At 35.6% G+C, this 22,569-nt stretch carries 22 protein-coding genes and 1 pseudogene; 15 read left to right on the forward strand and 8 right to left on the reverse strand.

Annotated features, from left to right (window positions below):
- Window positions 1–461: 461 nt before the first annotated feature.
- The 5 genes and pseudogenes from yegD to H4J67_RS09330 all read left to right on the forward strand — a co-directional run bounded on the left by yegD (window position 462) and on the right by H4J67_RS09330 (window position 4,681).
- A complete protein-coding gene (gene yegD, locus H4J67_RS09310; protein ID WP_182203546.1) occupies window positions 462–1,820 on the forward strand; it encodes a molecular chaperone in 1,359 nt (452 codons plus the stop codon).
- Between the two features lie 101 nt (window positions 1,821–1,921).
- Window positions 1,922–2,599, forward strand: coding sequence for a hypothetical protein (locus H4J67_RS09315; RefSeq protein ID WP_182203547.1), 678 nt, complete (start codon window positions 1,922–1,924; stop codon window positions 2,597–2,599).
- A gap of 111 nt (window positions 2,600–2,710) precedes the next feature.
- Window positions 2,711–3,055 carry a YajD family HNH nuclease gene (locus H4J67_RS09320; protein ID WP_070376120.1) on the forward strand — a complete coding sequence of 115 codons (345 nt, stop codon included), beginning with the start codon at window positions 2,711–2,713 and terminating at the stop codon, window positions 3,053–3,055.
- A 124-nt stretch (window positions 3,056–3,179) separates the two neighbouring features.
- Complete coding sequence (hpf, locus tag H4J67_RS09325; RefSeq protein WP_070377205.1) at window positions 3,180–3,518, forward strand: ribosome hibernation-promoting factor, HPF/YfiA family; 339 nt, start codon at window positions 3,180–3,182, stop codon at window positions 3,516–3,518.
- 214 nt (window positions 3,519–3,732) lie between these two features.
- A pseudogene (locus H4J67_RS09330) lies at window positions 3,733–4,681 on the forward strand (DUF808 domain-containing protein).
- A gap of 68 nt (window positions 4,682–4,749) precedes the next feature.
- Here the strand turns inward: H4J67_RS09330 and H4J67_RS09335 are convergent.
- The 3 genes from H4J67_RS09335 to H4J67_RS09345 all read right to left on the reverse strand — a co-directional run bounded on the left by H4J67_RS09335 (window position 4,750) and on the right by H4J67_RS09345 (window position 8,056).
- Window positions 4,750–5,706, reverse strand: coding sequence for a histone deacetylase family protein (locus tag H4J67_RS09335; RefSeq protein ID WP_182171242.1), 957 nt, complete (start codon window positions 5,704–5,706; stop codon window positions 4,750–4,752).
- Window positions 5,703–7,574: a GNAT family N-acetyltransferase gene (locus H4J67_RS09340; protein WP_182203548.1), complete on the reverse strand. Its 1,872-nt coding sequence runs from the start codon at window positions 7,572–7,574 to the stop codon at window positions 5,703–5,705. The genes H4J67_RS09335 and H4J67_RS09340 overlap by 4 nt, the downstream gene beginning before the upstream one ends.
- A gap of 164 nt (window positions 7,575–7,738) precedes the next feature.
- Complete coding sequence (locus H4J67_RS09345; protein ID WP_182171245.1) at window positions 7,739–8,056, reverse strand: DUF2956 domain-containing protein; 318 nt, start codon at window positions 8,054–8,056, stop codon at window positions 7,739–7,741.
- A gap of 154 nt (window positions 8,057–8,210) precedes the next feature.
- On the opposite strand from H4J67_RS09345, the gene H4J67_RS09350 reads away from it, so the two are divergent.
- Both H4J67_RS09350 and H4J67_RS09355 read left to right on the forward strand, forming a co-directional pair.
- Window positions 8,211–8,984: an ABC transporter substrate-binding protein gene (locus tag H4J67_RS09350; protein WP_182171248.1), complete on the forward strand. Its 774-nt coding sequence runs from the start codon at window positions 8,211–8,213 to the stop codon at window positions 8,982–8,984.
- A 185-nt stretch (window positions 8,985–9,169) separates the two neighbouring features.
- Window positions 9,170–9,811, forward strand: a complete 642-nt coding sequence (locus H4J67_RS09355) for a LiaF domain-containing protein (RefSeq protein ID WP_182171250.1) — start codon at window positions 9,170–9,172, stop codon at window positions 9,809–9,811.
- A 173-nt stretch (window positions 9,812–9,984) separates the two neighbouring features.
- On the opposite strand, the gene H4J67_RS09360 is transcribed toward H4J67_RS09355, so the two are convergent.
- Window positions 9,985–12,435, reverse strand: coding sequence for a DUF748 domain-containing protein (locus H4J67_RS09360; RefSeq protein ID WP_182171253.1), 2,451 nt, complete (start codon window positions 12,433–12,435; stop codon window positions 9,985–9,987).
- Between the two features lie 291 nt (window positions 12,436–12,726).
- Here H4J67_RS09360 and H4J67_RS09365 point away from each other — a divergent pair, with 291 nt between their 5' ends.
- From H4J67_RS09365 to H4J67_RS09390, 6 genes are all read left to right on the forward strand, one after another.
- A complete protein-coding gene (locus H4J67_RS09365) occupies window positions 12,727–13,611 on the forward strand; it encodes an alpha/beta fold hydrolase (RefSeq protein ID WP_182171256.1) in 885 nt (294 codons plus the stop codon).
- 533 nt (window positions 13,612–14,144) lie between these two features.
- Complete coding sequence (locus tag H4J67_RS09370; protein ID WP_182203549.1) at window positions 14,145–15,623, forward strand: VCBS repeat-containing protein; 1,479 nt, start codon at window positions 14,145–14,147, stop codon at window positions 15,621–15,623.
- 134 nt (window positions 15,624–15,757) lie between these two features.
- Complete coding sequence (locus tag H4J67_RS09375; protein WP_182171262.1) at window positions 15,758–16,147, forward strand: acyl-CoA thioesterase; 390 nt, start codon at window positions 15,758–15,760, stop codon at window positions 16,145–16,147.
- A 256-nt stretch (window positions 16,148–16,403) separates the two neighbouring features.
- Entirely contained in the window at window positions 16,404–16,760 is a 357-nt protein-coding gene (locus H4J67_RS09380) for a GntR family transcriptional regulator (protein ID WP_182171265.1), read from the forward strand.
- Window positions 16,757–17,617, forward strand: a complete 861-nt coding sequence (locus H4J67_RS09385; protein ID WP_182171268.1) for an ABC transporter ATP-binding protein — start codon at window positions 16,757–16,759, stop codon at window positions 17,615–17,617. Before H4J67_RS09380 ends, H4J67_RS09385 begins: the two co-directional genes overlap by 4 nt.
- Complete coding sequence (locus tag H4J67_RS09390; protein ID WP_182171271.1) at window positions 17,614–18,531, forward strand: ABC transporter permease; 918 nt, start codon at window positions 17,614–17,616, stop codon at window positions 18,529–18,531. Before H4J67_RS09385 ends, H4J67_RS09390 begins: the two co-directional genes overlap by 4 nt.
- A gap of 236 nt (window positions 18,532–18,767) precedes the next feature.
- Here H4J67_RS09390 and H4J67_RS09395 read toward each other — a convergent pair whose 3' ends face one another.
- The gene (locus H4J67_RS09395) at window positions 18,768–19,007 is read right to left on the reverse strand and encodes a hypothetical protein (RefSeq protein WP_182171274.1); all 240 of its coding nucleotides are present in this window, start codon (window positions 19,005–19,007) and stop codon (window positions 18,768–18,770) included.
- Window positions 19,008–19,227: 220 nt separating this feature from the next.
- Between H4J67_RS09395 and H4J67_RS09400 the strand changes: the two genes are divergently transcribed.
- Entirely contained in the window at window positions 19,228–19,566 is a 339-nt protein-coding gene (locus tag H4J67_RS09400) for a HopJ type III effector protein (protein WP_182171277.1), read from the forward strand.
- On the opposite strand, the gene H4J67_RS09405 is transcribed toward H4J67_RS09400, so the two are convergent.
- The 3 genes from H4J67_RS09405 to H4J67_RS09415 all read right to left on the reverse strand — a co-directional run bounded on the left by H4J67_RS09405 (window position 19,567) and on the right by H4J67_RS09415 (window position 21,519).
- Window positions 19,567–19,758, reverse strand: a complete 192-nt coding sequence (locus tag H4J67_RS09405; RefSeq protein ID WP_259368543.1) for a hypothetical protein — start codon at window positions 19,756–19,758, stop codon at window positions 19,567–19,569.
- A gap of 16 nt (window positions 19,759–19,774) precedes the next feature.
- Complete coding sequence (locus H4J67_RS21220) at window positions 19,775–20,335, reverse strand: transporter substrate-binding domain-containing protein (RefSeq protein ID WP_182203579.1); 561 nt, start codon at window positions 20,333–20,335, stop codon at window positions 19,775–19,777.
- A gap of 203 nt (window positions 20,336–20,538) precedes the next feature.
- Window positions 20,539–21,519 carry a methylenetetrahydrofolate reductase gene (locus H4J67_RS09415; protein ID WP_182171283.1) on the reverse strand — a complete coding sequence of 327 codons (981 nt, stop codon included), beginning with the start codon at window positions 21,517–21,519 and terminating at the stop codon, window positions 20,539–20,541.
- Window positions 21,520–21,845: 326 nt separating this feature from the next.
- Between H4J67_RS09415 and H4J67_RS09420 the strand changes: the two genes are divergently transcribed.
- Entirely contained in the window at window positions 21,846–22,565 is a 720-nt protein-coding gene (locus H4J67_RS09420) for a YIP1 family protein (protein ID WP_182203550.1), read from the forward strand.
- The last annotated feature ends 4 nt before the right edge of the window (window positions 22,566–22,569 follow it).

The following is a 22,569-nucleotide window of genomic DNA, read 5'->3' on the forward strand; positions in this document are numbered from 1 at the left end:
AATAAATATCAGCAAGTTAGTGAACTAATAGCCATTTTATTATATGACAATACCCCAGTGAAACCTTTAAAAAGTCAATGTACTATTATTAAGCTCATTTTTTTTATTAAGTAGCGCATTTTGCAAATGAGCAACCTAATGCGTAGGACTTAGTGGGTAAAACATACGGTGTGGCACATTTATATCCACTAAGAAAAATATATTTTGATAGTCGTAATAATCATGTTCAAAAGAGACAGTTAATTAACTAAGGCGTTTTAAAACAAAAGTCTTAGATAAATAAAGTTATTTTTACTTGCACTGAAGACTATTATTTAATGTCATTGGTACCAACTGAATAAAATGTAAATACCCGCGTTAGTAAACCGATTACATCACTGAAATTTATTAATGAGTTGAAAATTACTCACTTGCCCAGTATGCTACGCGACCCCTTTTAGACTCAGTGGTATAAATAAACAATGATAGGTTTTGATTACGGTACTTCAAATTGTGCTGTCGCAGTAATGGAAAGTGGCCAGCCGAAGATATTATCTTTAGGCGAACATGGTAAGTATATTCCTTCAACACTATACGCACCAAGTCGAGACATTATTTCTCATTGGTTATGTCAACAATTAAGTGAAGAGCAACAGCTCCTGTTCAAACAACAACGGGTTGGTCCATTACAAAGGGGTCAGAATGTATTACGAGAGCTAAAGCTCGATGGCATCCCTAGTGAATTATCGTTTGGCCAAACGGCGCTGAACCTATACCTAGAAGATCCTGAAGAAGGCTATTACATTAAGTCACCAAAATCCTTTTTAGGGGCGAGTGGTTTGGTTGATAGCCAAATTAACTTATTCGAAGATATTGTTGCTGCAATGATGAGCAACATAAAAACATTGGCTGAAGAAAACCAGCAAAAAGAAATAACGCAGACTGTTATTGGCAGACCGATTAACTTTCAAGGCTTAAAAGGTGAAGAAAGTAATCGTCAAGCGCTAACGATATTAACTAATGCAGCTAAACGCGTCGGTTATAAGAGTGTAGAATTTCAATATGAGCCAGTTGCCGCTGGTTTTGAATATGAAGCAAGTTTGCAAGAAGAAACGAAAGTTTTGGTTGTTGATATAGGTGGTGGTACTACTGATTGCTCAATGTTATTGATGGGACCACAATTTAAAAGCAGTACTTCAAGAGAGCAACATTTGCTTGCGCACACCGGTGTTCGTATTGGCGGTAATGATTTCGATATTCAATTAGCGCTCAAGGGAATAATGCCAAGCCTAGGGATGAATGATACGTTAAAAACGGGTAAACCTATGCCTGTTAATAGTTTTAATCAAGCTGTGGCCATTAATAATATTAACGAGCAAACTAATTTTTACAGTCAAGCCAATTATCGTTATTTGCAAACGCTGCAACGCGATGCTAAACACCCTGAGGTATTCTCACGTTTGTTAAAGGTTCACCAGCAAAAATTAAGTCACCTTATTGTTAATGGTGCAGAGCAAGCAAAAATAGGCTTAACCGAACAAGACTCTCAGCCAATATACCTAGATGAATTAGCTGATAATTTAAAAGTAGAAGTTAATCGTGCCTTGATGTTGAAAGCAAGCTCTTCACAATTGAAGCAAATTGCTCAATTGATGAATGAATGTGTGGTGCAAGCTAATTGCCAACCTGATGTGATTTTTGTTACTGGAGGCTCAGCAAAGTCACCGGTGTTAAACCAATTTTTACGTGAGCAAATGCCAAATACGCCGGTGATTGCTGGCGATCACTTTGGCAGTGTAACCGTTGGCTTAGCGCGCTGGGCTGAAAAAGTATTTCAATAGCATGACTATTTCACTGCAATTATCTTGTAATAGTAGTGTCAACAATGTTAAAAACAATACTGTGGAGTTGTGACTGGTTTTACATTTAAAAAGGAATTGATATGTGTATTAAAACATTAAGTTTTATTTGTTTTATTTATAGTTTTTTCACCTTCAGTGGCTTAGCTAATAATTATCAACCAATAGTTGTTGGCGTTAATGAAAGCATTGCCGGTAAATCACTTGATCAATATGCGAATACTTGGTGGCAATTGACCCAAACAATGAGTGATAGAAGCTCTCCGGTGCGTGATAGTACTGGAGAGTTTTGCGGTGTTAATCAAAAAGGGAATGTTTGGTTTTTAGCCGGTGGTTATGGCACCTCGAAAATAAAGCGGCATTGCATTATTCCTTATGGTAAACATATCTTCTTTCCTATTATTAATATGGCGTATTGGCCAGAACAAAATGTCAGTAAAACCTGTGATGAAGTAAAACAAGAAGCGGCATTAAACAATGGAGAGTTATATTTTGTTTATGCTGAACTTGATGCCCAATCTATTCCCAATATCCGTAATAATCGAATAAAATCAAAAGAGTGTTTTGATTTACACGCATTACTTGCGAAAACACAAGCAACAGAAAAAGTTTATCCTTCTGCTACTGATGGCTATTGGTTAATGTTGCGCCCCTTAGCTAAAGGTGTTCATACGTTAAAGTTTAATGCCCAGTACCATCATGATAATTTGGTACATGGACATATGATGCAGGATATTGAATATAAGATTGAAGTCATTTAAATGCGTTAAGCCTTTGAAGCGTTATGTTGATTGAATTGAATTGAAATAGACATTGAACATATTTAAGCAGCATTTTACAATGGTTTATGTTTACTTTCATATTGCTTAATTATGTCCTCTGATACCTTAGGCGCAAGCCTCAATTACAAAGCCAAAGAAAAGGGTTATCGTGACCGTGCCCTCAAATTATTTCCTTGGGTCTGTGGCCGCTGTGCTCGTGAGTTTGTTTATTCAAACCTTATGGAGTTAACTGTGCATCATGTTGATCACGACCATACTAATAATCCAAATGATGGAAGTAATTGGGAACTGTTATGTATTTACTGTCACGATAACGAGCACGCTAAATATACAGATCACGCTAAATATAAAACAGAAGTTATTGCCGGTGATACTAATCAAGATACGGCAACCTATAATCCATTTGCTGACTTGAAATCAATGCTTAAGAAATAATTTATCTATATTTCAACGTGGTTACAATTTTTTTCATTTTTTTACAAAATTACCATTGTGTTTTACCGAGATAACCCTGAGTATATTAAGTGAAGACAATTTTCTCTTAGTAAAAGGTAACATTATGAAAATAAATATTTCCGGTCACCATGTTGAAATTACTGAAGGTATCCAGCAGTCAATTGAGGACAAGTTTAAAAAAGTTGCTAAGCATTACCCAAGTCTCACTTCTATTAGCGCAATTATTACCGTCGAGCCTCATCAACAAAAATTAGAAGTTTCTACTCACTATGAAGGTAATGAGATCTCCGTAACGGCATCAGGAAAAGAGTTGTACGCTGCTATTGCAAGTGCTGCTAAAAAGATGGAAGCAGCCCTCGCTCACCGCAAAGGTGTCTTAGCTGCAAAATTACATAAAAAATATGAAGTTGAGCAATCAGATGCATTTTTACCTGTGGAATAAATGTAATCTAATTAGTTTATTATCTTAACAAAGGTTGCTATGAGCAGCCTTTTTTATGTTCAGGAAAATGTTCATAACAGCTTTAGGCATCCTAGTCTTTGCTGCAATAGTGCTTGTTGCACGTTATTTTAGCTGCCGACAAATCTAGACCTTCCATTGTGGATGGTAAATAACGATGATGTCTATAACTGGCAGCGTAAACAGGGAGAAACCATTGGCCGGATCAAGTTTATTAACCTTACTCGATGATATTGCAACAGTACTTGATGATGTCGCTATCTTATCAAAAGTCGCAGCAAAGAAAACAGCTGGCGTATTAGGGGATGATTTAGCACTGAATGCTGAGCAGGTCTCATGAGTTAAAGCTGAACGTGAATTACCGGTAGTTTGGGCTGTTGCTAAAGGGTCGCTGTTAAACAAACTTATCATTGTGCCTACCGCTTTAGTTATTAGTGCTTTTGTGCCGCCCTTAATTACTCTCTTGCCTGTTATTGGCGGGCTGTTTTTATGCTTTGAAGGTTTTGAAAAGGTCTTCCATAAATTCTTCCAACATAATGATAATTCATCTCAAGATCAAAAAGGGGCACATCAAAAAAAGTTGTTAGCTTTAGCCGATGAAAACGTAGATTTAGTCGCCTTTGAAGAGAAAAAATTAAAGGTGCCATGCGCACTGATTTTATATTATCAGCAGAAATTGTTGTTATTGCTTTAGGCACAGTTCAAGAGGCTGCCTTTGAAGTTCAAGTTTCGGTCGTTTCTGGACTTGCCCTAGCAATAACCTTTGGTGTTTATGGGCTTGTTGCCGCTATCGTTAAACTTGACGACTTAGGCTTATACTTATTAATAAAGTCTGTTTCGGGGCGCTTTAATGCCATTCAACGAGCTTTAGGGCGCGGTTTACTTATTTTTGCCCCGGCATTAATGAAAACGCTGACAGTGGTTGGTACTATTGCAATGTTCTTGTAGGTGGTGGTATTTTGGTCCATAGTTTTTCATGGTTGCATAAGCAGGTACATCATATGGTTGAATTTCTGGCGAACACTTTTGGGGCGATCGCTGAAATTATAGTACCGATATTAACCGAAGGTATCATAGGTATTATTGCCGGAGGCTTAGTGTTATTAGTCGTAACATTAGTAAAGTCACTTAAAAAAGCCCATTAATATGTTTTCTGTGGTTAGTTTAATGTAGCTGATGTTTAAAAACATTCAGCTACATGCTTGATTACTGATTACTGATTACTGATTAAACCTTTCATATGTTCAACGACACTTCGTCCTAAAGCACTTAAAGCATAGCCTCCTTCAAGCATTGATATTATTCGACCTTCGCTGTACTTATCAGCAATGGTCTTAAGTTCATCCGTTACCCAACGGTAATCACACTCAGTCAGGCTAATTTGCGACATTTCATCTTCGATATGAGCGTCAAAACCAGCAGAAATGAAAATAATTTGTGGTTTAAATTTCTCTAAAGCTGGCAACCAATGCTTACATATTGCTGCTCTAAACTCAGGGCCTTTGCAAGTGGCAGGTAAGGGGGTGTTGATAATAGGTGGCGTATCACTTTCTTGCATTTCAAAAGGATAAAAAGGGTACTGGTAGCTTGAACAAAATAAGTAACCTTGTTCTTTGCCATTAGCGGTGGCTCTTTTAATAATATCTTCGGTGCCATTACCATGATGTACGTCAAAATCTACGATCGCGACACGTTCTAGTTTATATTTTTTCTTTGCGTAAGCGGCTGCGATAGCAATATTATTAAAAAAACAAAACCCCATACCTTTATCATATTCAGCATGATGCCCAGGAGGGCGCGTAGCACAAAAAGCGGCAGTTAAGGTTTTATCCATCACTAAATCAACGGCATTAATGGCTGCACCAGCCGATAATAAGGCAGCTGGTAAGGTATCAGCATTCATGCTGGTATCATCATCAAGGCGAAAAATGGCATCTTGATCGCTTGTTTTTGGAGCATTATCAAAAATATATTGGATATACTTGTCATCGTGAGCAAGTGAAATGAGATCTCGGTCGATAGGTGTAGCATCATATTGGCGGATAACATATTCAAGACCACTGCGGATCAACTGATCTTGAATCGCCCCCAGTCTTTTTGGGCTTTCTGGATGATAATCCCCCATACTGTGCCCATTACATTTATGATGACCAATTACACCTACTGTCATGATTGTTCCTCTATTTCTGCTATTGTTGATGCTGTTAATTGTAATTCTAAATTGAGTTCGTCCATCTCTTCAGAATATTTTCGAAGAAACCCTGCTTTTTCAAAAACCTTTAACATTGGCGCATTATCTCGTCTTACACAGGCAATGAGCTTGTCTAGCTTACGTAAGGTAGCAATTTTTATTATTTCATCTAATAAGGTTTTTGCCATTCCTTTACCACGTTTATGCTCGCTGATAACGAAAGCTACTTCACCACAATTATGACTTTCGATGAAGTAGTAGCGACCAACGGCATGGATAACATCAGCTAAATTAGTGCGCTGAGTAAAGCACAAGGCTAAATCTTTATGTTGGTCGACACTGACTAACTTACAAGCGTTTTCACGGGTCATTTGTGTGGCATGATGGTTATAACGCATGATCAAGGTTTCTTTGGTATGCGAATAGAAAAACTCCTGTAAACGACGTTCGTCAGCGGGAGCTAAGGGGCGTAAATAATAATTAATGTCTTCAAAGGTAAATTTTTTGAGTTCTATTTCGCCTAATTCAGGTACTGAGGTTGGCGAGCTCTCTTGATATTCTGGCACCCAATAGTTTTTCCTGACATCTTTTAAAAGTTGCTCGCGAAATTTTGGATGAGCAATACGAATAAGTTCTAATGCTCGTTCACGGATACTTTTCCCTAATAATGAAGCAATACCATATTCAGTAACAACATAAGAGACATGACCGCGAGAAGTGACCACACCACCACCTTCGGTAATATGGGCAACAATACGAGAGGTTTTTCCATCTTTAGTTGTCGAGGGCAGCGCAATAATGGGTTTACCACCTTTACTCAATGACGCGCCACGTACAAAATCGACTTGACCACCAATACCACTATAAAATTGATAACCAATAGAATCTGAAACGACCTGACCAGTCAAATCTACTTCTATAGCGCTATTAATAGAAACCATATTCTCATTTTTAGCAATATTTACCGGAGAGTTAACATGCTCTGAAGGATAGAATTCAACATGGGGGTTACCATCAACAAAATCGTAGAGTCGCTGCGTTCCCATACAAAAAGTTAACACGGCTTTTCCTTTGTGGAAGGTCTTTTTACGGTTGTTAATAACACCCGAACGTATTAAGTCGATTACGCCATCAGAGATCATCTCACTATGAATACCTAAATCTTTATGGTTCGCTAAATAGCGTAAGACCGCTTCAGGAATTTTTCCTATACCTATTTGCAGGGTTGAGCCATCTTCAATGAGCATAGAAACATATTGACCTACTTGCTCTGCCACTCGGTCAATACTCGGTTGTGCTAAAACAGGAAGAGTTTGATCTGCCTCTAACCAAGCATGAATTTGATTAACATGAACAAAACTATGTCCATTCGTTCGTGGCATTTTTGAATTGATTTGTGCAATAACATATTTTGCTGATTTTACTGCTGACGACACTATGTCTACGCTCACGCCAAGTGAACAATAACCATATTCATCTGGCGGACTAACCATAATTAATGCCGCATCAAGTGGTAAAACATTTTCACGAAATAAACGGGGGATATCAGAAATAAAGCTCGGTGTATAGTCAGCTCTGCCTTCTGCGATGGCTTCGCGAATATTTTTACCACCAATAAATAGCGCATTTACTTTGAATAAATCTTTGTGCTCAGGTGTTGCCCACTTATTATCTGAAAGCGTTAATATATGAACCGTTTCAATGTCATGCAATTTTGCACTGTTGGCAATTAAATCGTCGATTAAGGCGTTTGGTACAGCGGCATTAGAGCCAATGAAAATGCGATTACCTGATTTTAAGAATTGTTCCCATTTTACTGTTTTCTTATCTTGGTCGAATAATGACATAGTAAGTGACTCTCATTAATGATGATAAATAAAGTATGCCGCAACAGCTAAAGGCTTTATTGATTAAAATCAAGGCAATTGAGTATAACGTAACGTTATTGTCTATTGACTTGTACCTTGAGATACACACTTTTGGGTTATAAAAGTAATCAATTTATTTATTATCATTGACTGTAAAAAATAAAACCAATCCAGCTGATGACTAAAAGCAACCAAGGTAAGTAAAGTGCCCTTTTAGATGGTGTCTCTTGGGGGCAAGCTTCAGTGCTTTTTTCTTGATTGATTTTTTCTCTCAGTAATGATTTTTTGGCTTTATCACGCATGCGAGACTTTTTACTCTGCTGTTTCTTATATTCAGCAATACCTTTCTCAATACCTTGGGCAATAAGTTTAGTTTGCTCCTTCGTTTGTTTAGGCTTTTGTATGCTTTTAGCTATTTTTATTGCTTGTTCTTGTACTTCAGGAGAATGTTTATCTAACATTTTTTTTATTATCATCTAATATTAATATCATAAGGATGAATTTATAAGAACCTCACTTGTTGATCAAGGCTTATCTTAACTTTTCAAAAGTGATAAACCATGTGTATGCCAGCGAAGGTAGTTGTTGAACTTTGAATGAAGATTTTTTAATTGTATGGCTTTATTATTTAAAAAAGAATTACTTGTCTTACTTATCTTTATTAATGTCGATAGTTATGCATCTAATGAAAATAAAGTGAAAACCTTCAAACAGGATCCACCTAGCATTCAGGTTGTATCTGAAATTTATCCACCTTACCAAGTTATCAATGAAAACGGTGATCTTGGTGGGCTGTCTGCTGATAAAGTAAAATTGCTCTTTCATCATTCGTCTATTGATTATCAGGTAAAGATATATCCGTGGGCACGAGCTTATCAATTAGCGTTAACGCAACCCAATATCTTTATATTTTCGCTGTTAAGGACACAAGAGAGGGAGTCTTTATTTCAGTGGGTAGCACCATTATGTTCAATAGAATTTTCATTTTATCGCTCAAAAAAAAGACCTGACATTCAAGTTAATTCATTAGCAGAAGCAAAAAATTATCTTATTGCTGTACAAAAAGGACAAGCTTCAGCTGAGTATTTATTAAGGCTAGGTTTTGAACCCAAAAAAAATCTATCTATTTCTTATAATGCTGATAATCTTATGCAAATGTTAGTCTATGATCGTGTTGAATTGATCGTTCTCTCATCAACATATTTTGCATCGCTCATTGAAAGCAATTCAAAATATGTGGACAAGATAGAACCTATTTTTCCTATCGATTACTTAACACGTAATTTATATTTAGCGAGTAGTCTTAATACTTCTTTAGATTTGATCAATAGACTTAATATATCTTATGATGAGTTAGCACCACAATTTGACCATGACTGTAAAAAATAAACCTTATTATTACTCGATGGGTTGGTTGAATTATACGGATATTGGTTAAAAATGCTAAATGATAATATTTTATTTTACTATTTAGTACCGTGGATATGTAAGGCATTGTAATTTAATACTATTATTAATGGTCTGTTTATTGCTTTAATTTCAATAATATTTTGGCTGTTTAGAGGAATAATAATATGGCCGTTAACATTGCAGACAGGCCTGTCGATAAAGTAAGAGAAGAGGTGGTTGACCAATTAGTGATGAACTATAGTCACGGTGAACTTTCACATGAAGCTTTTGAAAGGCGATTAGATCAAGCAATGGCTTTTGAATCTAATGAAGACCTTGTTTCACTTGTTGCTGATTTAGACTTAAAAGTTGACGAAGAATATATCGAAAAGAAAAAAGAAGACTTTCGCTTTAATTATTCCTCAACGCCAACAGATGACAGTGATTTACTTATTAATATCTTTAGTGGAAGTGGCCGTAGTGGTGAATGGCGAGTCGCTAAAGAAATCAAATCAATAAGTGTCTTTGGTGGTTGTGATATTGACTTTAGTGAGGCTATTTTTACTCAGCGTGAAGTAACAGTGAAAGTTTTTTGTTTGTTTGGCGGAATTGATATATTCGTACCTGAAAATGTTAAAGTTGTTTCGAAAGCTTTTTGTATTTTTGGTGGCATTGACAATAAAGCGCCATCAACTGATTATATTGATGCACCAAAAATATATGTTGAAGGTTTAGTTTTATTTGGTGCACTAGATATCAAGCTGAAACGTACCTTAAAAGAACGTTTCACCGCTTTTGCTAATGGGTTAAAAGATATATTTTATTAGCCTAGATGATGTTATTTCAACGTTAAATTAATGGCTTTATTCCTCAAGGAAAGTAAACTTGATTTTGGTAGAGTAACGTTTAATAAAGGCACTTTCGATAATCGCCCAAAATAATAGATAAATAAAACGCTGACTCATTACGTGTCAGCGTTTTTTATTCGCGAATAAAATAGTTAGTCTGTAAAGGTAATTCTTGGTTTAGCACCCTTAGTAGAGTCTATTTTTGGTGAGCAAAGTAACAGCCTAGAAGAGGCAATGCCGTGTTCTTTTACCATATAATCTTTAAAAGCCTCAAGGCGCTGTCCAGAGATTTCAGCCAATTGTTTTATATCATCTATGTCGGTAATCTTAGTCCCTAACGGTTTATCAATGTCTTCTGGTGTTGCAATAGCACACAAGGTTAATTGTGTATCGAGCTTATCTGTCATCAGGGCTGAAAATTGAGTTAAAAATTGGCTTTGCTGAGCTGTTAATTGCGTTTCTTTTATTGGAAAGTTTAAATCATTAAAACGAACTTTTAATAAGTAATCACCCGCAGACATAGCCACATTAACTACATTGGCGTAAGGCACAAAGGTAGTGATCAAATATTCTTTAGCAGCAGACATCGTTGCTTTCTTTACCAGTAAATTAATAAAACCGCTCATGCCAAAAGAAGGATCATCAGTGCTACCTTTCAACGGAATATCTAGCTCTACGTTGCCATCACCATCTTTTAACATCCCTAAGGCAATGTTAAAAGGTACCGATGTTTGGCTTTTCACTGTGCCTGTTTCATGATCGTTTGCTGCACCTAGTTCCACACCTCTTAAAAATAACTTGGTCTTGCCAGCAATTTTTTTATCATCAATGGTTACATCTAGATCGACATCAAGCTGACCGCTTTTAAGTTCGTAGTTAAGTGCTTGCGCAATATAAGTCGATAATGAAGGCAAACTGACCTCTTTGAAGAAACCATTCAATTTATAATAGTCTTTTTTACTAAAAGGTTTAGCAACGGCAGATAAGTTGAAATTAGCGTATTTATCACTGTTACCGGTTAAGGTGAAATTACTTTCTTGCTGTGGTTTTTGGTTATCAAAAGAGCCAGCGTTAAACGTTGTGATGTTGAATGATCTTTTGTAATACGGACTTGTGCTGCGATCAATAAAAGTAATACCGGCGGTATCACCAAATGAAAAAGAATTGAGTGATAATAAAAATAATTTTTCTTCGCTTCCTGCCTCTCCCTCAATGGTTTTAGGTGAATTAATTGTTTTGGCTATCGGCTCGGCAACGGGTGGTTGATCTTTTGGTGAAGTGGGTAAACCAGTAATATTTTTTTCTTTGTCTAAGTTGGTATCAATAGTTAAACCTAAAAGGTTAATTGTATCGATGAATAGACCCTGCTGCGACACAGTTACATCATTAATACTTAGGTTTTTGAATTGGGCTAAAGGAGGGAAATTATCTGTGGTATTTTCAGCAAATAGACTTTGCTCAATAATCAAATTTTTGATACTAGCTGTTATTAATGACTCTGTTGTAGTCACCGTAATATCATCAAGTTTTATTGTTGATATTTTAGCCAATAATTGTGCGCCTTCACCTTCATAAGCCTTTAAATCATTAATATTTAGTGAAGCGGTACCATTTATTTTAGGTGCTTGTTCATTAACAAGCACCAGAGAAAAGTTTTCTAAAGTTAGTGGGAAAATATTAAGTGCAAGCGTTTTGTTTTTTTTTGTCGCTTTAAAGTCAGTTGCTTTTAACTCAAAAGTTTCAACGTTAATGTCGGTGACAGCAGTCGACAGAGAAATTGACTGCTTGCTATTAAGACTGATAGAACCTTGCATTGTTAGTGGTTCTTGCTCGGGGATATTAGCGGTTAGCAGCGGCTGTAATGGGGCGAGTGCTAATTCAGATAAGGTTATTTCAGAGCTTATTTTACGCTGTTCTGAAGTCAAATCGGCATTTAATTTTAGAAGCAAAGGGGCCTTATTAATTAAAGCATTAAGTACAACCTCTGCTTGTTGTGTTTTTGTCGAGGCAAGTACATTTTTTATAACAAGTGAATTAATGATAAATTCTTGTTGGCTTTGTTCAATACCAACATTAAAAGTAGCATTGGAAAGGCTAAAATAGGGTAATGAAACTTGATAATTATTGGCAACCTCATTATTTGAATCTTTTGCTAAATCTGCTGTTTGTGCTGCAGGTGTTTCGACGGATTTTTTAGTCTCGTTTGAATTATTGGCAATAACAAAGCCACCAATAATGGGTGCCTCACCATTTAAATTAACATCTAGATATAAGCCATCAATAGCAAACTCTGAAACAAATAAAGTGTCAGTTAATAGTTTAAACAAACTCAACGTAACGTTTAAAGATTTTAACGATATAAGGGGCTTGTCGCTATTTTCTACGCTTACTATTTCTAGCTCTCGTATATTTAAATTCGACCAAAAAGGGTTATAACGTATGGTTGTTTTATCCGCTAGGGTGAGCTGGTGCTCATTAAGGTATTTAGTTAGGTAATGTCGACTAACAAATGGCGAAGAGAGCCAGATAATTAGCAAAAGAGCAATAATAAATAAGCTGAAAAACTTAATTGCTTTAGCTAAGGTTTTTATCGAAGAAGACATAAATTTCCTAATTTAGGGAGCAGTTGTTATTAAAATTATTATTCATTAAATAAAGCAGATGTTTAATACTTTTGCATCATGTTCTTGTTAAAAAAATGATGCTTAACGGCAATAATATTGTAAATTGGAGTAGGTTATTGACTTTTTAATCGACTGTCTAGTCTTATGGTTAGGATCTTGCCAGTAATCCAAGTCTTAAGTTATTTTTGTTGATCAACAGTACCCAACACCGTATGCTGATTATCCACTGGTCGGACCTTTTTTTCTATTCACGAATATTTTAATAATCCTATGATAAATCAAGAATCTTTATTTTTATCTCATGGAGATCACCAACTTCATTTAAGGCATATTTGGCAAAAAAAGGGCGGGGCGCCTATTTTTATGTTGCATGGTGCGATTGAAAATGGCCTTATTTTCTATACTAAAAAAGGTAAAGGTCTAGCATGTTACTTAGCAGAGCAGGGTTTTGATGTTTATGTCGCCGATTTACGTGGCCGTGGTGAAAGCACACCCCGTATTGATGAGCATGCTGTACATGGTCAATTTGAAGCGATCACTGAAGATATCCCACGTTTTATAAATTATATTTTTCAAGTCACACAACAAAAAATTCATCTTGTTGCACATTCCTGGGGAGGGGTTTTATTGGCGAGTACGCTGGCCAGGTTTCCTAAAATAATTGAACGTATACGTAGTAAAACTTGTTTTGGTACCAAGCGCATGGTGACAGTAAAAAGTTTAGAAAAAATGTTTAAAGTGAATATTGTTTGGAATAATGTCGCCCCTAAATTGGCAAGGAACAGAGGCTTTTTAGATGCTAAAAAGCATGGCATTGGCTCTGATAATGAAACCGAACAATCGTTAGCCGATAGCGTCGCTTGGGTTAAAAAAAGTGCTTGGCATGATACGACTGATGGTTTTGATTACTTTCAAGCCGCTAAGTCTGTTGATTGGCCCCCAACATGGCACTTTACTGGCAGTAAAGATAAAGTATTAGGACATGCCAGTGATGTTAATATTTTCATTCAAGAATATAATCCGAAGGCGAAATTTACTTTGCTGTCAAAATCTTCAGGGAATATGCAAAATTACGATCATATTAATATTCTTACTCATCCTAATGCTAGAATTGATCACTATCCGCAGCTAGTTAAATGGTTAAAGTCTCATTGACTTACCGAACAGTTAGGTCGTTTTCTAAGTGGTTATACAAATAGCCTTTTACCCGAGACCTTATTAAACCAATAATGTTATTCATTCAGTGTAGATATTTAGCCTAACTTTAGTGTTTAAAAATTTGCTGCAACCGCCTTTACTGAATGCTGCAAGGGTAATGCTATTCTTCTCCCCTTCCACCGACAATATAAATGCGGCAATGAGAAAAACAACAAGGTTATCAATGAACAACCTTGTGGTAGGTATTTATCTAGTCTTGATCCTAAAAAGAATACTTTGTTGAATCATCCTAGTAAAAATAAAATCAACATCAACATAACGACAAGTGCAACTCATCCTTATTTAATGATAGGTCAGGTAGCTCACCTTTGTAAAAACAACCATTGTTACAATTTATTACTTGGTATTAGAGGATAATGCTATTAAGTTTGAACTATGTTAATCATTTGTAATCAATATTAGTTCAATATCTTTGTGTTCACTTAGATGGGTATAAAGACTAGCAATAAATCAGACACCAAAGGATTATTATGTCAAAGATAGCAACAATAACGATGGTTTTATTATTAACGACTTTAGCTTCTCCTCTACTTTTAGCAAAAGCTAATAAATTAAATTTTAATAAATCTCAGCAAAGTTCGCAGCACAAAATAACAGGGAAGTTGCTGTATCTAAATGAGAAGGGTAGTGATGTTGATTTACTTATTCATGATGGTAACCGCTTTAGTTATTATCCCCGTATCAGTAAGAATGGTTTAGTTGAGCAAGCACAGATTATTGATATTCCTGAAAACGCACAATTCTTTAATCAAGCAACATTGGCGAAGCAAGTAGGCGAAGTGATTGTTTACTTAACAACTAATGCGGTGATGTCTTACAACCTAGAAGATAAAACCATCAGTAAATTGATAGACGTTGATACTTTATACAAATACCAAGGCATTTTTGAGGTAAACTTTGGTGATTTTGTCAAAGATTTTAATCAGGATGGTCTAAGCGATTTTATTACTCACAGTTTAGATACAACTCACATATATTTGCAAAACGCTATGGGAGAATTTACTCATCAATCCTTCGCAATATCACCTCGCATTGAAAAGTCAGGACGTGGTCTGTCATTTACCCCTCAAAATTTTTACCATGCTGACTTTAACCACGATGACAAAAAAGATATCGCCTTCCAAATTGATGATCAATTGATGGTCTTTGCTCAAACGCCTGCTCAGTTATTTGATATTAACCCCATGGTTATAAACTTAAATGCACATTTAGAAAATAAAAACTCTAGGATAAAAAAACAACAAGGTGAAAAAAGTCCTTCTGTAAACCTTGAAACCATTGAAGATATCAATGGTGATGGGCTCGTTGACATTGTCACTAAAGAGTCAGTACGAGAAGGCATGATGTCTAGAACTAATCACTTGATGATACGTTATGGGTTCATAGAAAATGGTCTGATGCACTACAAAAAGGAAGCTGATGGTCATGCGACTTTTGATGGTGAGGGTATGATAAAGTTTAAAGATGTTGATGGTGATGGCTTGAAAGATTATTACACCTTAAGTGTTGAAATGGGCATAGGTACTATGATGTCGGCAATGTCTGGTGCTATAGATATGGATTTACGCTTCTATAAGTTGGAAAAAAACGGTAAGTATGTAAAAAAGCCTATTTATGAAAATGAAGTTGAAATAGCAATTAATTCTGGCAGTGACGGTCAGGCACTAACCGATGTTAGCGACTTTGATGGTGATGGCATTAACGACCTGATCCTTAAAACAGATGATAAAGAATTTACCATTTACTCGGGGGCTAAAGGCAAACGTTTATTTGCTAAACGTGGCGCTGATTATGAAATCTCCTTACCTAAAAGTGTCCGTACTGAAATTAAAGATTTTAATAATGATGGTAAAGCAGACATCCTCTTTTTATATGGCACCCACTATGATGAAGATGAAGAGAAAGAAGTGGGTGAAAATAAACTGACATTATGGTTATCAGCGAGTTAATTAACACTAAAGTTCGTTATACTATCAAGGGTTAATGCCAATGTGATTTGCTACAAGCAAATCACAAGCCTTCCCTTTTTTTAGCAATGTCATAGTGCCATAAATAACACCATGACAATTTTTAAGGTCACATTATGCGTTTTTTATCCCGTAGATTGGTTCTTCCTAATGATTTAAACTATGCAGACTCACTTTTTGGTGGCCGTGCATTAGCCTGGATTGATGAAGAAGCTGCTATTTTTGCTATTTGTCAATTAGAGACTAACTGCCTAGTGACTAAACACATTGGTGCAATAAATTTTGAATCACCAGCCGTACAGGGTGATGTAGTTGAGTTTGGTTTATCAACTAAAAGTGTGGGGAAAACGTCAATAACAGTCACTTGTTTAATGCGTAATAAAATTACTAAAAAGACCATCTGTTTAGCTGATGATATCGTCTTTGTACAAGTCGACCCTGAAACTAAAGCACCTATCCCACATGGAAAAACCTTACTAGCTTTACAGGCTCAAGAAGCGGAATAAATCACGCCACTTTAGATTCTCATCAAAATATCCCTGTCATAAAAATCAACATTTCCTGTTGATTTTTTTAATTTTTTAATTTTTTTATTGATTTCACTCCGCTAAAGAACCATTTGAAATATTTATTTACATATGTAGATTATTTTATCTACATATTTTTCTTGTGTGCTGGTGTGTTGGTGATGTATAACACACGTATTGTTTTTATTTAAACATAAATAACAGAACTTAAGCATAACTACCGTTAGGAAATATTATGATACCTCAGTGGGATAATGAAAAACCGATATACCTACAGTTATACCAGCAAGTTGTTGCTCGTATTCTCGATGGTTATATCAAAGAAGGCGAAGCATTGCCATCAGTCCGAAAAGTGGCTGCAGAATATCAAGTGAACCCAATTACTATTTCTAAGGCGTATCAAATGTTACAGGATGAACAAGTTGTAGAAAAACAGCGTGGAAAAGGTTTATTTGTTAAATCAGGAGCGCAAGAACTAATGCTTGATCGAGAGCGCGAAACTTTCTTGGTTCAGCAATGGCCAGAAATATTAAAACAAATAACGCGATTAAAACTTTCTGCTGAGCAGTTGCTAACAGGAGATAAGTTATGAATGAATTAATTTCTATAACAGGCTTAAACAAATCTTACGGTAAGAAACATGTTGTTTCTGATGTGAGCTTAAGTATTCATAAAGGACAAATTGTTGGTTTAGTTGGTCCTAATGGTGCCGGTAAAACCACATGTCTTCAATCATTGCTAGGTTTAACTGATTTTCAAGGTGATATTAATGTTCTTGGCCATCATCCAAGAAAAGACCGTGAAAAGATGCTTAATGATGTCGCCTATATTTCAGATGTCGCTATATTGCCTAAATGGTTAAAAGTTACTCAAGCATTAAGCTACATGAATGATGTTCATCCTAATTTCGATATTGAAAAAGCACGTACATTTCTGGCAAAAACTAATATCGATATGAATGATAAAGTGAAGGCTTTGTCTAAAGGAATGGTTACTCAGTTACATTTATCTTTAGTATTGGCTATAGACGCTAAAGTGCTTGTTTTAGATGAACCAACGTTGGGTCTAGATATTTTAACCCGTAGACAGTTTTATACGCACTTATTAGAAGACTTCTACACGGAAGATAAATGTATTCTTATAACTACGCATCAGATTGAAGAAATTGAGCATATTTTAACAGATGTTGCCTTTATTCAAGAAGGTAAAATTGTTATAGCTGAAAGCACTGAAAATATTCGTGAACGTTTTACATTGTTAACCGTAACTCAGGACAATATCGAGCAAGCAAAGCAATTTAAACCGCTATTTTCAAATAGTTTAATGGGGTTAACCACCATGCTTTTTGACAATCAAAAAAATGAGGACTTACAAGCGTTGGGTAAAATAAGCGTACCGAGTTTAGCTGACATTTTTGTTGGCGTGATGACCAAGGAGATATATTCATGAACACGAAAGTATTAACAACTTCAATTAAAAAAGAATTATGGGAATTTAGCAATATTCTAAAATGGCTGCCCATTATTATCGCTGCTTTGGTCATCGTGATGCCTCTCGCTATTTTTATGCAAAGTAATGAAAGTCTTAGTGAATTATTTCAGTTTTTAACGACATTCCCTGAACAGTTTTTTTCTGCTGAGCATGCGCCAATGATCCCTAAGTTATTCTTTGTAATGGCACTTTCTTTATTTGCACCCTTTTTAGTGGTGGCGCTAATCATTCAGCTTTATTACTTTACTGTCTGTCTATTTGATGAACGCAGAGATTTATCTATTATGTTTTGGCGTTCGTTACCTGTTTCTGATGTCACCGCAATTATTGCCAAATTAATTACCGGAGCCTTAGCAATTCCAGCTATATTTTTAGGAGCCGCAACCGCTACTTTATGCTTGATTCTTTTGTTAGCGTTTTTAGTTTGCATTATATTGTCTGTTGGTTACGATGTTAGCTTATGGGCATTGTGGGTTGATGCTGATATTTTAAGTGGTGTATCACTTATTTGGTTACACCTTCTTCCCCTTGCTATTTGGATGCTACCTTTGTTTGCATGGTTAATGTTAGCGTCTATGTATGCGAAGAAAGCCCCATTTTTATGGGCAATACTACCTGTGGCCGTTGTTTTATTAGTGGAAGGTTTTGTCGTGCACTACTTCCATTTATCGCAATCCTATATAGGTAGCTTATTACTAGAGTATTTCTCACTTTCATCACAATTTATTGAATCTGTGCAAGGGCAAGAACATTTTGCCAGAACAGTACCATTACAGGCATTTATTACTAAATTAAATATAGGAAGTGTATTAGTGGGTATTTCATTACTTTATGGCACATATTGGTTAAGAAAGAATAAAGCTGAGGTGTAACATTATTTAAGCATATTAACTTAAACATATTAATTTTAGCCGCAACAAGCTGCGCCACCAACATGCTATATGTTAATGGCACAGCTTTTTTGTGGGTTAATAGTCTTAACTTTAAATATCTAAAAACAACTAAGTGAACTTAGGTTGATATTATATTTGGCGAAGTAATTGATAATAGTTCGAATAGGAAAGTGTTTGGTAAACGCTATAGCAGAGCCTATAGCGCGATAAATAATTTAGACGATAACTTTCTTTGCAAATAAAGTTTCAATTTGTTGTCTTAAGCGATTTTTAACTTGCTTATTAAGGCCGAGTGTAAAAAGTATACTTGAAATTGTGGCTACGATAATCACTGTTTTATATAATTTTATCCCCGTAAACATAATTAACAGTATTAACAATAGTGCGTAGGCTACTCCCATTACAGCAAGGCATAAACAGAGTCCTTGCAGCTCTTTATTTTGAAATAATTTCATATTTTAGCCTTTTTAACTTTCTTTGATTTTAATATAATAAGCTTAGCAAAGTTATCTTATTCGCTCTACATAGAAGCTAATGATAAATGTTACATTAGATTTCAAAAGGAAAAAATGGCTACCAACTTGGCCTTACAATCAGTTTTTTAGCTGGTGTCACAGGTTTACTTATATAATGCTGGCCGATTTACGACTTTTTAGAATTCATAAAGGAAATACTATGCAATTAAATGACTTACTTAAACAGCTATCAACTAAAGCTGAACAAATAGAATTTAGTGAGGTAATGGCGGTAATATCAGCTAACTATAACTATCAACCATGTGCTTTTAGTAATGGTGACTTAATGAATGAGTCAGGAACTAATGAAGGGTCGTGTAAAATATTTGCTTTTGCAAAGTTACATGATTTATCCGAACAGACAACATTAGCGTGTTTTGGCGAATATTACCGAAAAGATGTATTGTTAAATCCTAAGGGTGACGATCACACCAATATTCGAAACTTTATAAAGCAAGGTTGGCAAGGTATTACGTTTGCAGGTGTCGCGCTTTCTTAATTAAGTGTCGTCTGCGGATAAGTAACTCTGGTAACCTTTTACGCCAAAATATCGAACAGATTTTTTTAGTTTGATCATTTTGGCGATAAGTGACCCACCAAAATAAACTTTCACGACTTGTTTTTCGCCATTAGTGTCGCTTTGGTATTGATGGAGCGGATTGTTTCTTAAATTATCAAACGCTGTTTTCATAATTAATTTCAATGGCTTAATTTTCTTCCTTTAACGTGCTGGTATATTTACTGACTATAGCATTTATTTTTCCATTCTTTACTAAGCGATTAATAGCTTGGTTTATAATAGGTAAAATATGCGCTTTAGATTTATGTATACGCAACGGGCGTAGGGAATGTTCATGAACTTGACCTATGACAACCGTTAACTGATGACTTCTACTCAGGTAGTTAACTATGGTTCGATCGACAATGCCGACCGGTAATCTATTACCTTCAATAAGCTTTAATAATTTCAGTTCACTTTCTACATCATAGCGGGTGAAAACGGTATCAAAAGCGTAGCCAAAACCCTTGATCGTTGCAATGTTTTCATCTGCTAACGGACCAATAGTTCTTAATTTCCCTTGCGGAAATACATAAACGTCTTCAGTTTTGAATAGCGGTTGGCTATAGAGAGAAATGGCCGTTTCGTTTGCTCGCCACGCGCCAATAGGACAACATTCGATATCGACTTTACCGTCGGTAAAACTAGAACGTACTCGTGCAGAACAGAGATAAACAAACTCTAATTGATAAGGGGTTAGTTTAAATATCTCTTGAAATACTTAGACATAAATACCGCGGTGCTCTTGTTCTCTAAATGAATAAGGAGGCTTTCCATCGAAAGATATCGCTACCCTTATCGTTTCGGCTTGAGCTGATAAAAAATAAAATACACTTAATGCTATAAAAGACTAGTTGTTACGGTTTTCTTCTATTTCGATTATAACAAAAATAATGGCTTGTGCTTAAATTATTATTTCTGATGAATTAATCGGTCTAGCTCTTGTTTGGACAAGTAGTTCTCCATGGTTGAACGCAGCAACTTATATAATAAAATTGAGCCATCAATTTCTTCTTTACGGTTGGTTAAACTCTCAATATTTAATCCTAATGGTAAATCGTAGGGTAATACGGCATCGAGTATTTGTTGTAAAGTATTTAAACAGATGCGAATAGATTCATATAGTGGTTTTTCTGCATTAAGAATACGTAAACTAGTCGCTTCAGGAACACTAACACCTAACCATTCAATAAATTCGAGTGTTTTTTTACTGCCACAAGGTGAAAATGTTAAAATTATCCGCTGAGGCTTTAATCCTTGCTGCTGACATTCAATTGCATAGCGCGTTAACATATCTATAGTGGCTTGTGGATTATAGATAGCTTGAGAAATAAAGAAATTGCAACCCTGCTGATGTTTTTCTATCAACCGAGTATGTTCATTACCTTTATTTGCATGACGTTCTGCAATGGTGATCCCACCGATAAAGAAATCATTTTTATTATCAACTAAAGTTTTATAAGCACTGGCAAGTGGTAATGAAATCGTGTTTTTTTGCGAAGGGCTGCCAACAAGAACAACGTCACGAATGCCATACGTGTGCCAAGCTTCATTTGCCCATTGATCAAAATCATCGTTATTTGACTGAATGACACTTTTATAAGTGATCACGGGGCGTTGAGATTGATTTTGCAATAATGATGAATAATAACGGGGATCTAATGTTGATTTAAAAGGAAAAGGACGCGGTACATTGGTACGCGAATTTTCGTCTTGTATATCATAAACAATCAAACCATCAAAATCGATATCACTGACCCGTTCAAGCAGCTTATTAGCAATAATTTCAATTTGTTCTGCTGGTGTATCACTTTTAGGGGGGGTTGTGCCAATAAAATAGACGCCGCGTGTATTATCGTTATAGCGAGCTCTTAATTCTGAACCTTTGTTCACTTTATTTATATACCGTAATTTTGATAAGACTGTAAGATTATAATACCTTCTTAGTAAAAATAAATCTTTGTGATATTCATATTTTATTGTTGATAAAAAAATAATTTGTATATATTGATAAATAATTAAAATTAATTGTAATAAATCTTAATTCTATAAGACTAACTGTTCTATAAACCACAAAACACTGACGCTTAAAGTTATATATTAAGGAAGATATGTCCCAATATTCAATTGAGCTTAATGCTCGCTATAAATAGAAGACTTAGAATAGATTTTCAATTTTTAAATTTAACTATAAAAATAAACTAACAAAAGAGAACATTATGAAAATGTCTGCAAACCCATTTCAAGCGTGCTTGGACACAATACTTTCACCCACCGTAGCTTTTGACACGATTAAAGAAAAAAAAGGTTGGTCATGGTTACCATTTGTCTTACTGACGAGTTCAACATTCGTTTTATTCCTGTATTATTTTAATGTTGTTGATTTTGCTTGGCTTAAAGAAACTATGCTTAATCAGGCTGCAGCATCAAAACCAATGACTGATGACGAACTTAAAGCAATAGGAAGTTTCTATGAAAAAGACACTATGCTGTGGACAACGGCTATTGGTGGCACAATAGGTTTCATCGTTATCAATACACTTACCGCTATTTACTATCATATTGCTACTAAAGTAAGCGCAAGTAGTGAATATAAGTTTACTCAATGGTTTGCATTCACTTGGTGGGCAAGCTTTCCTGCTTTCGTATCGGTATTGCTCAGTACACTTGTTATCTTTTTCTCTTCTGATGGCATGGTTTCAATGCAAGATTTACAACCTACAAGTTTAAATAGCTTATTATTTTCTGTAGAACCGAGCAACGCTTGGTACAGCTTTCTTGAAGCTATTAACTTATTTACATTTTGGATGATTGCCGTTACCAGTATTGGCCTTGGTTCTTGGCTAAATATTGACAGTAAAAAATCATTAATCATTGCAGCTGCACCGCAGATTTTTATCTTTGGCGGTTGGGCTTTATTCCTACTGTTTACGGCTTAATAGA

Source organism: Colwellia sp. BRX10-4, from assembly GCF_014077465.1.
Taxonomy (GTDB): Bacteria; Pseudomonadota; Gammaproteobacteria; order Enterobacterales; family Alteromonadaceae; genus Colwellia_A.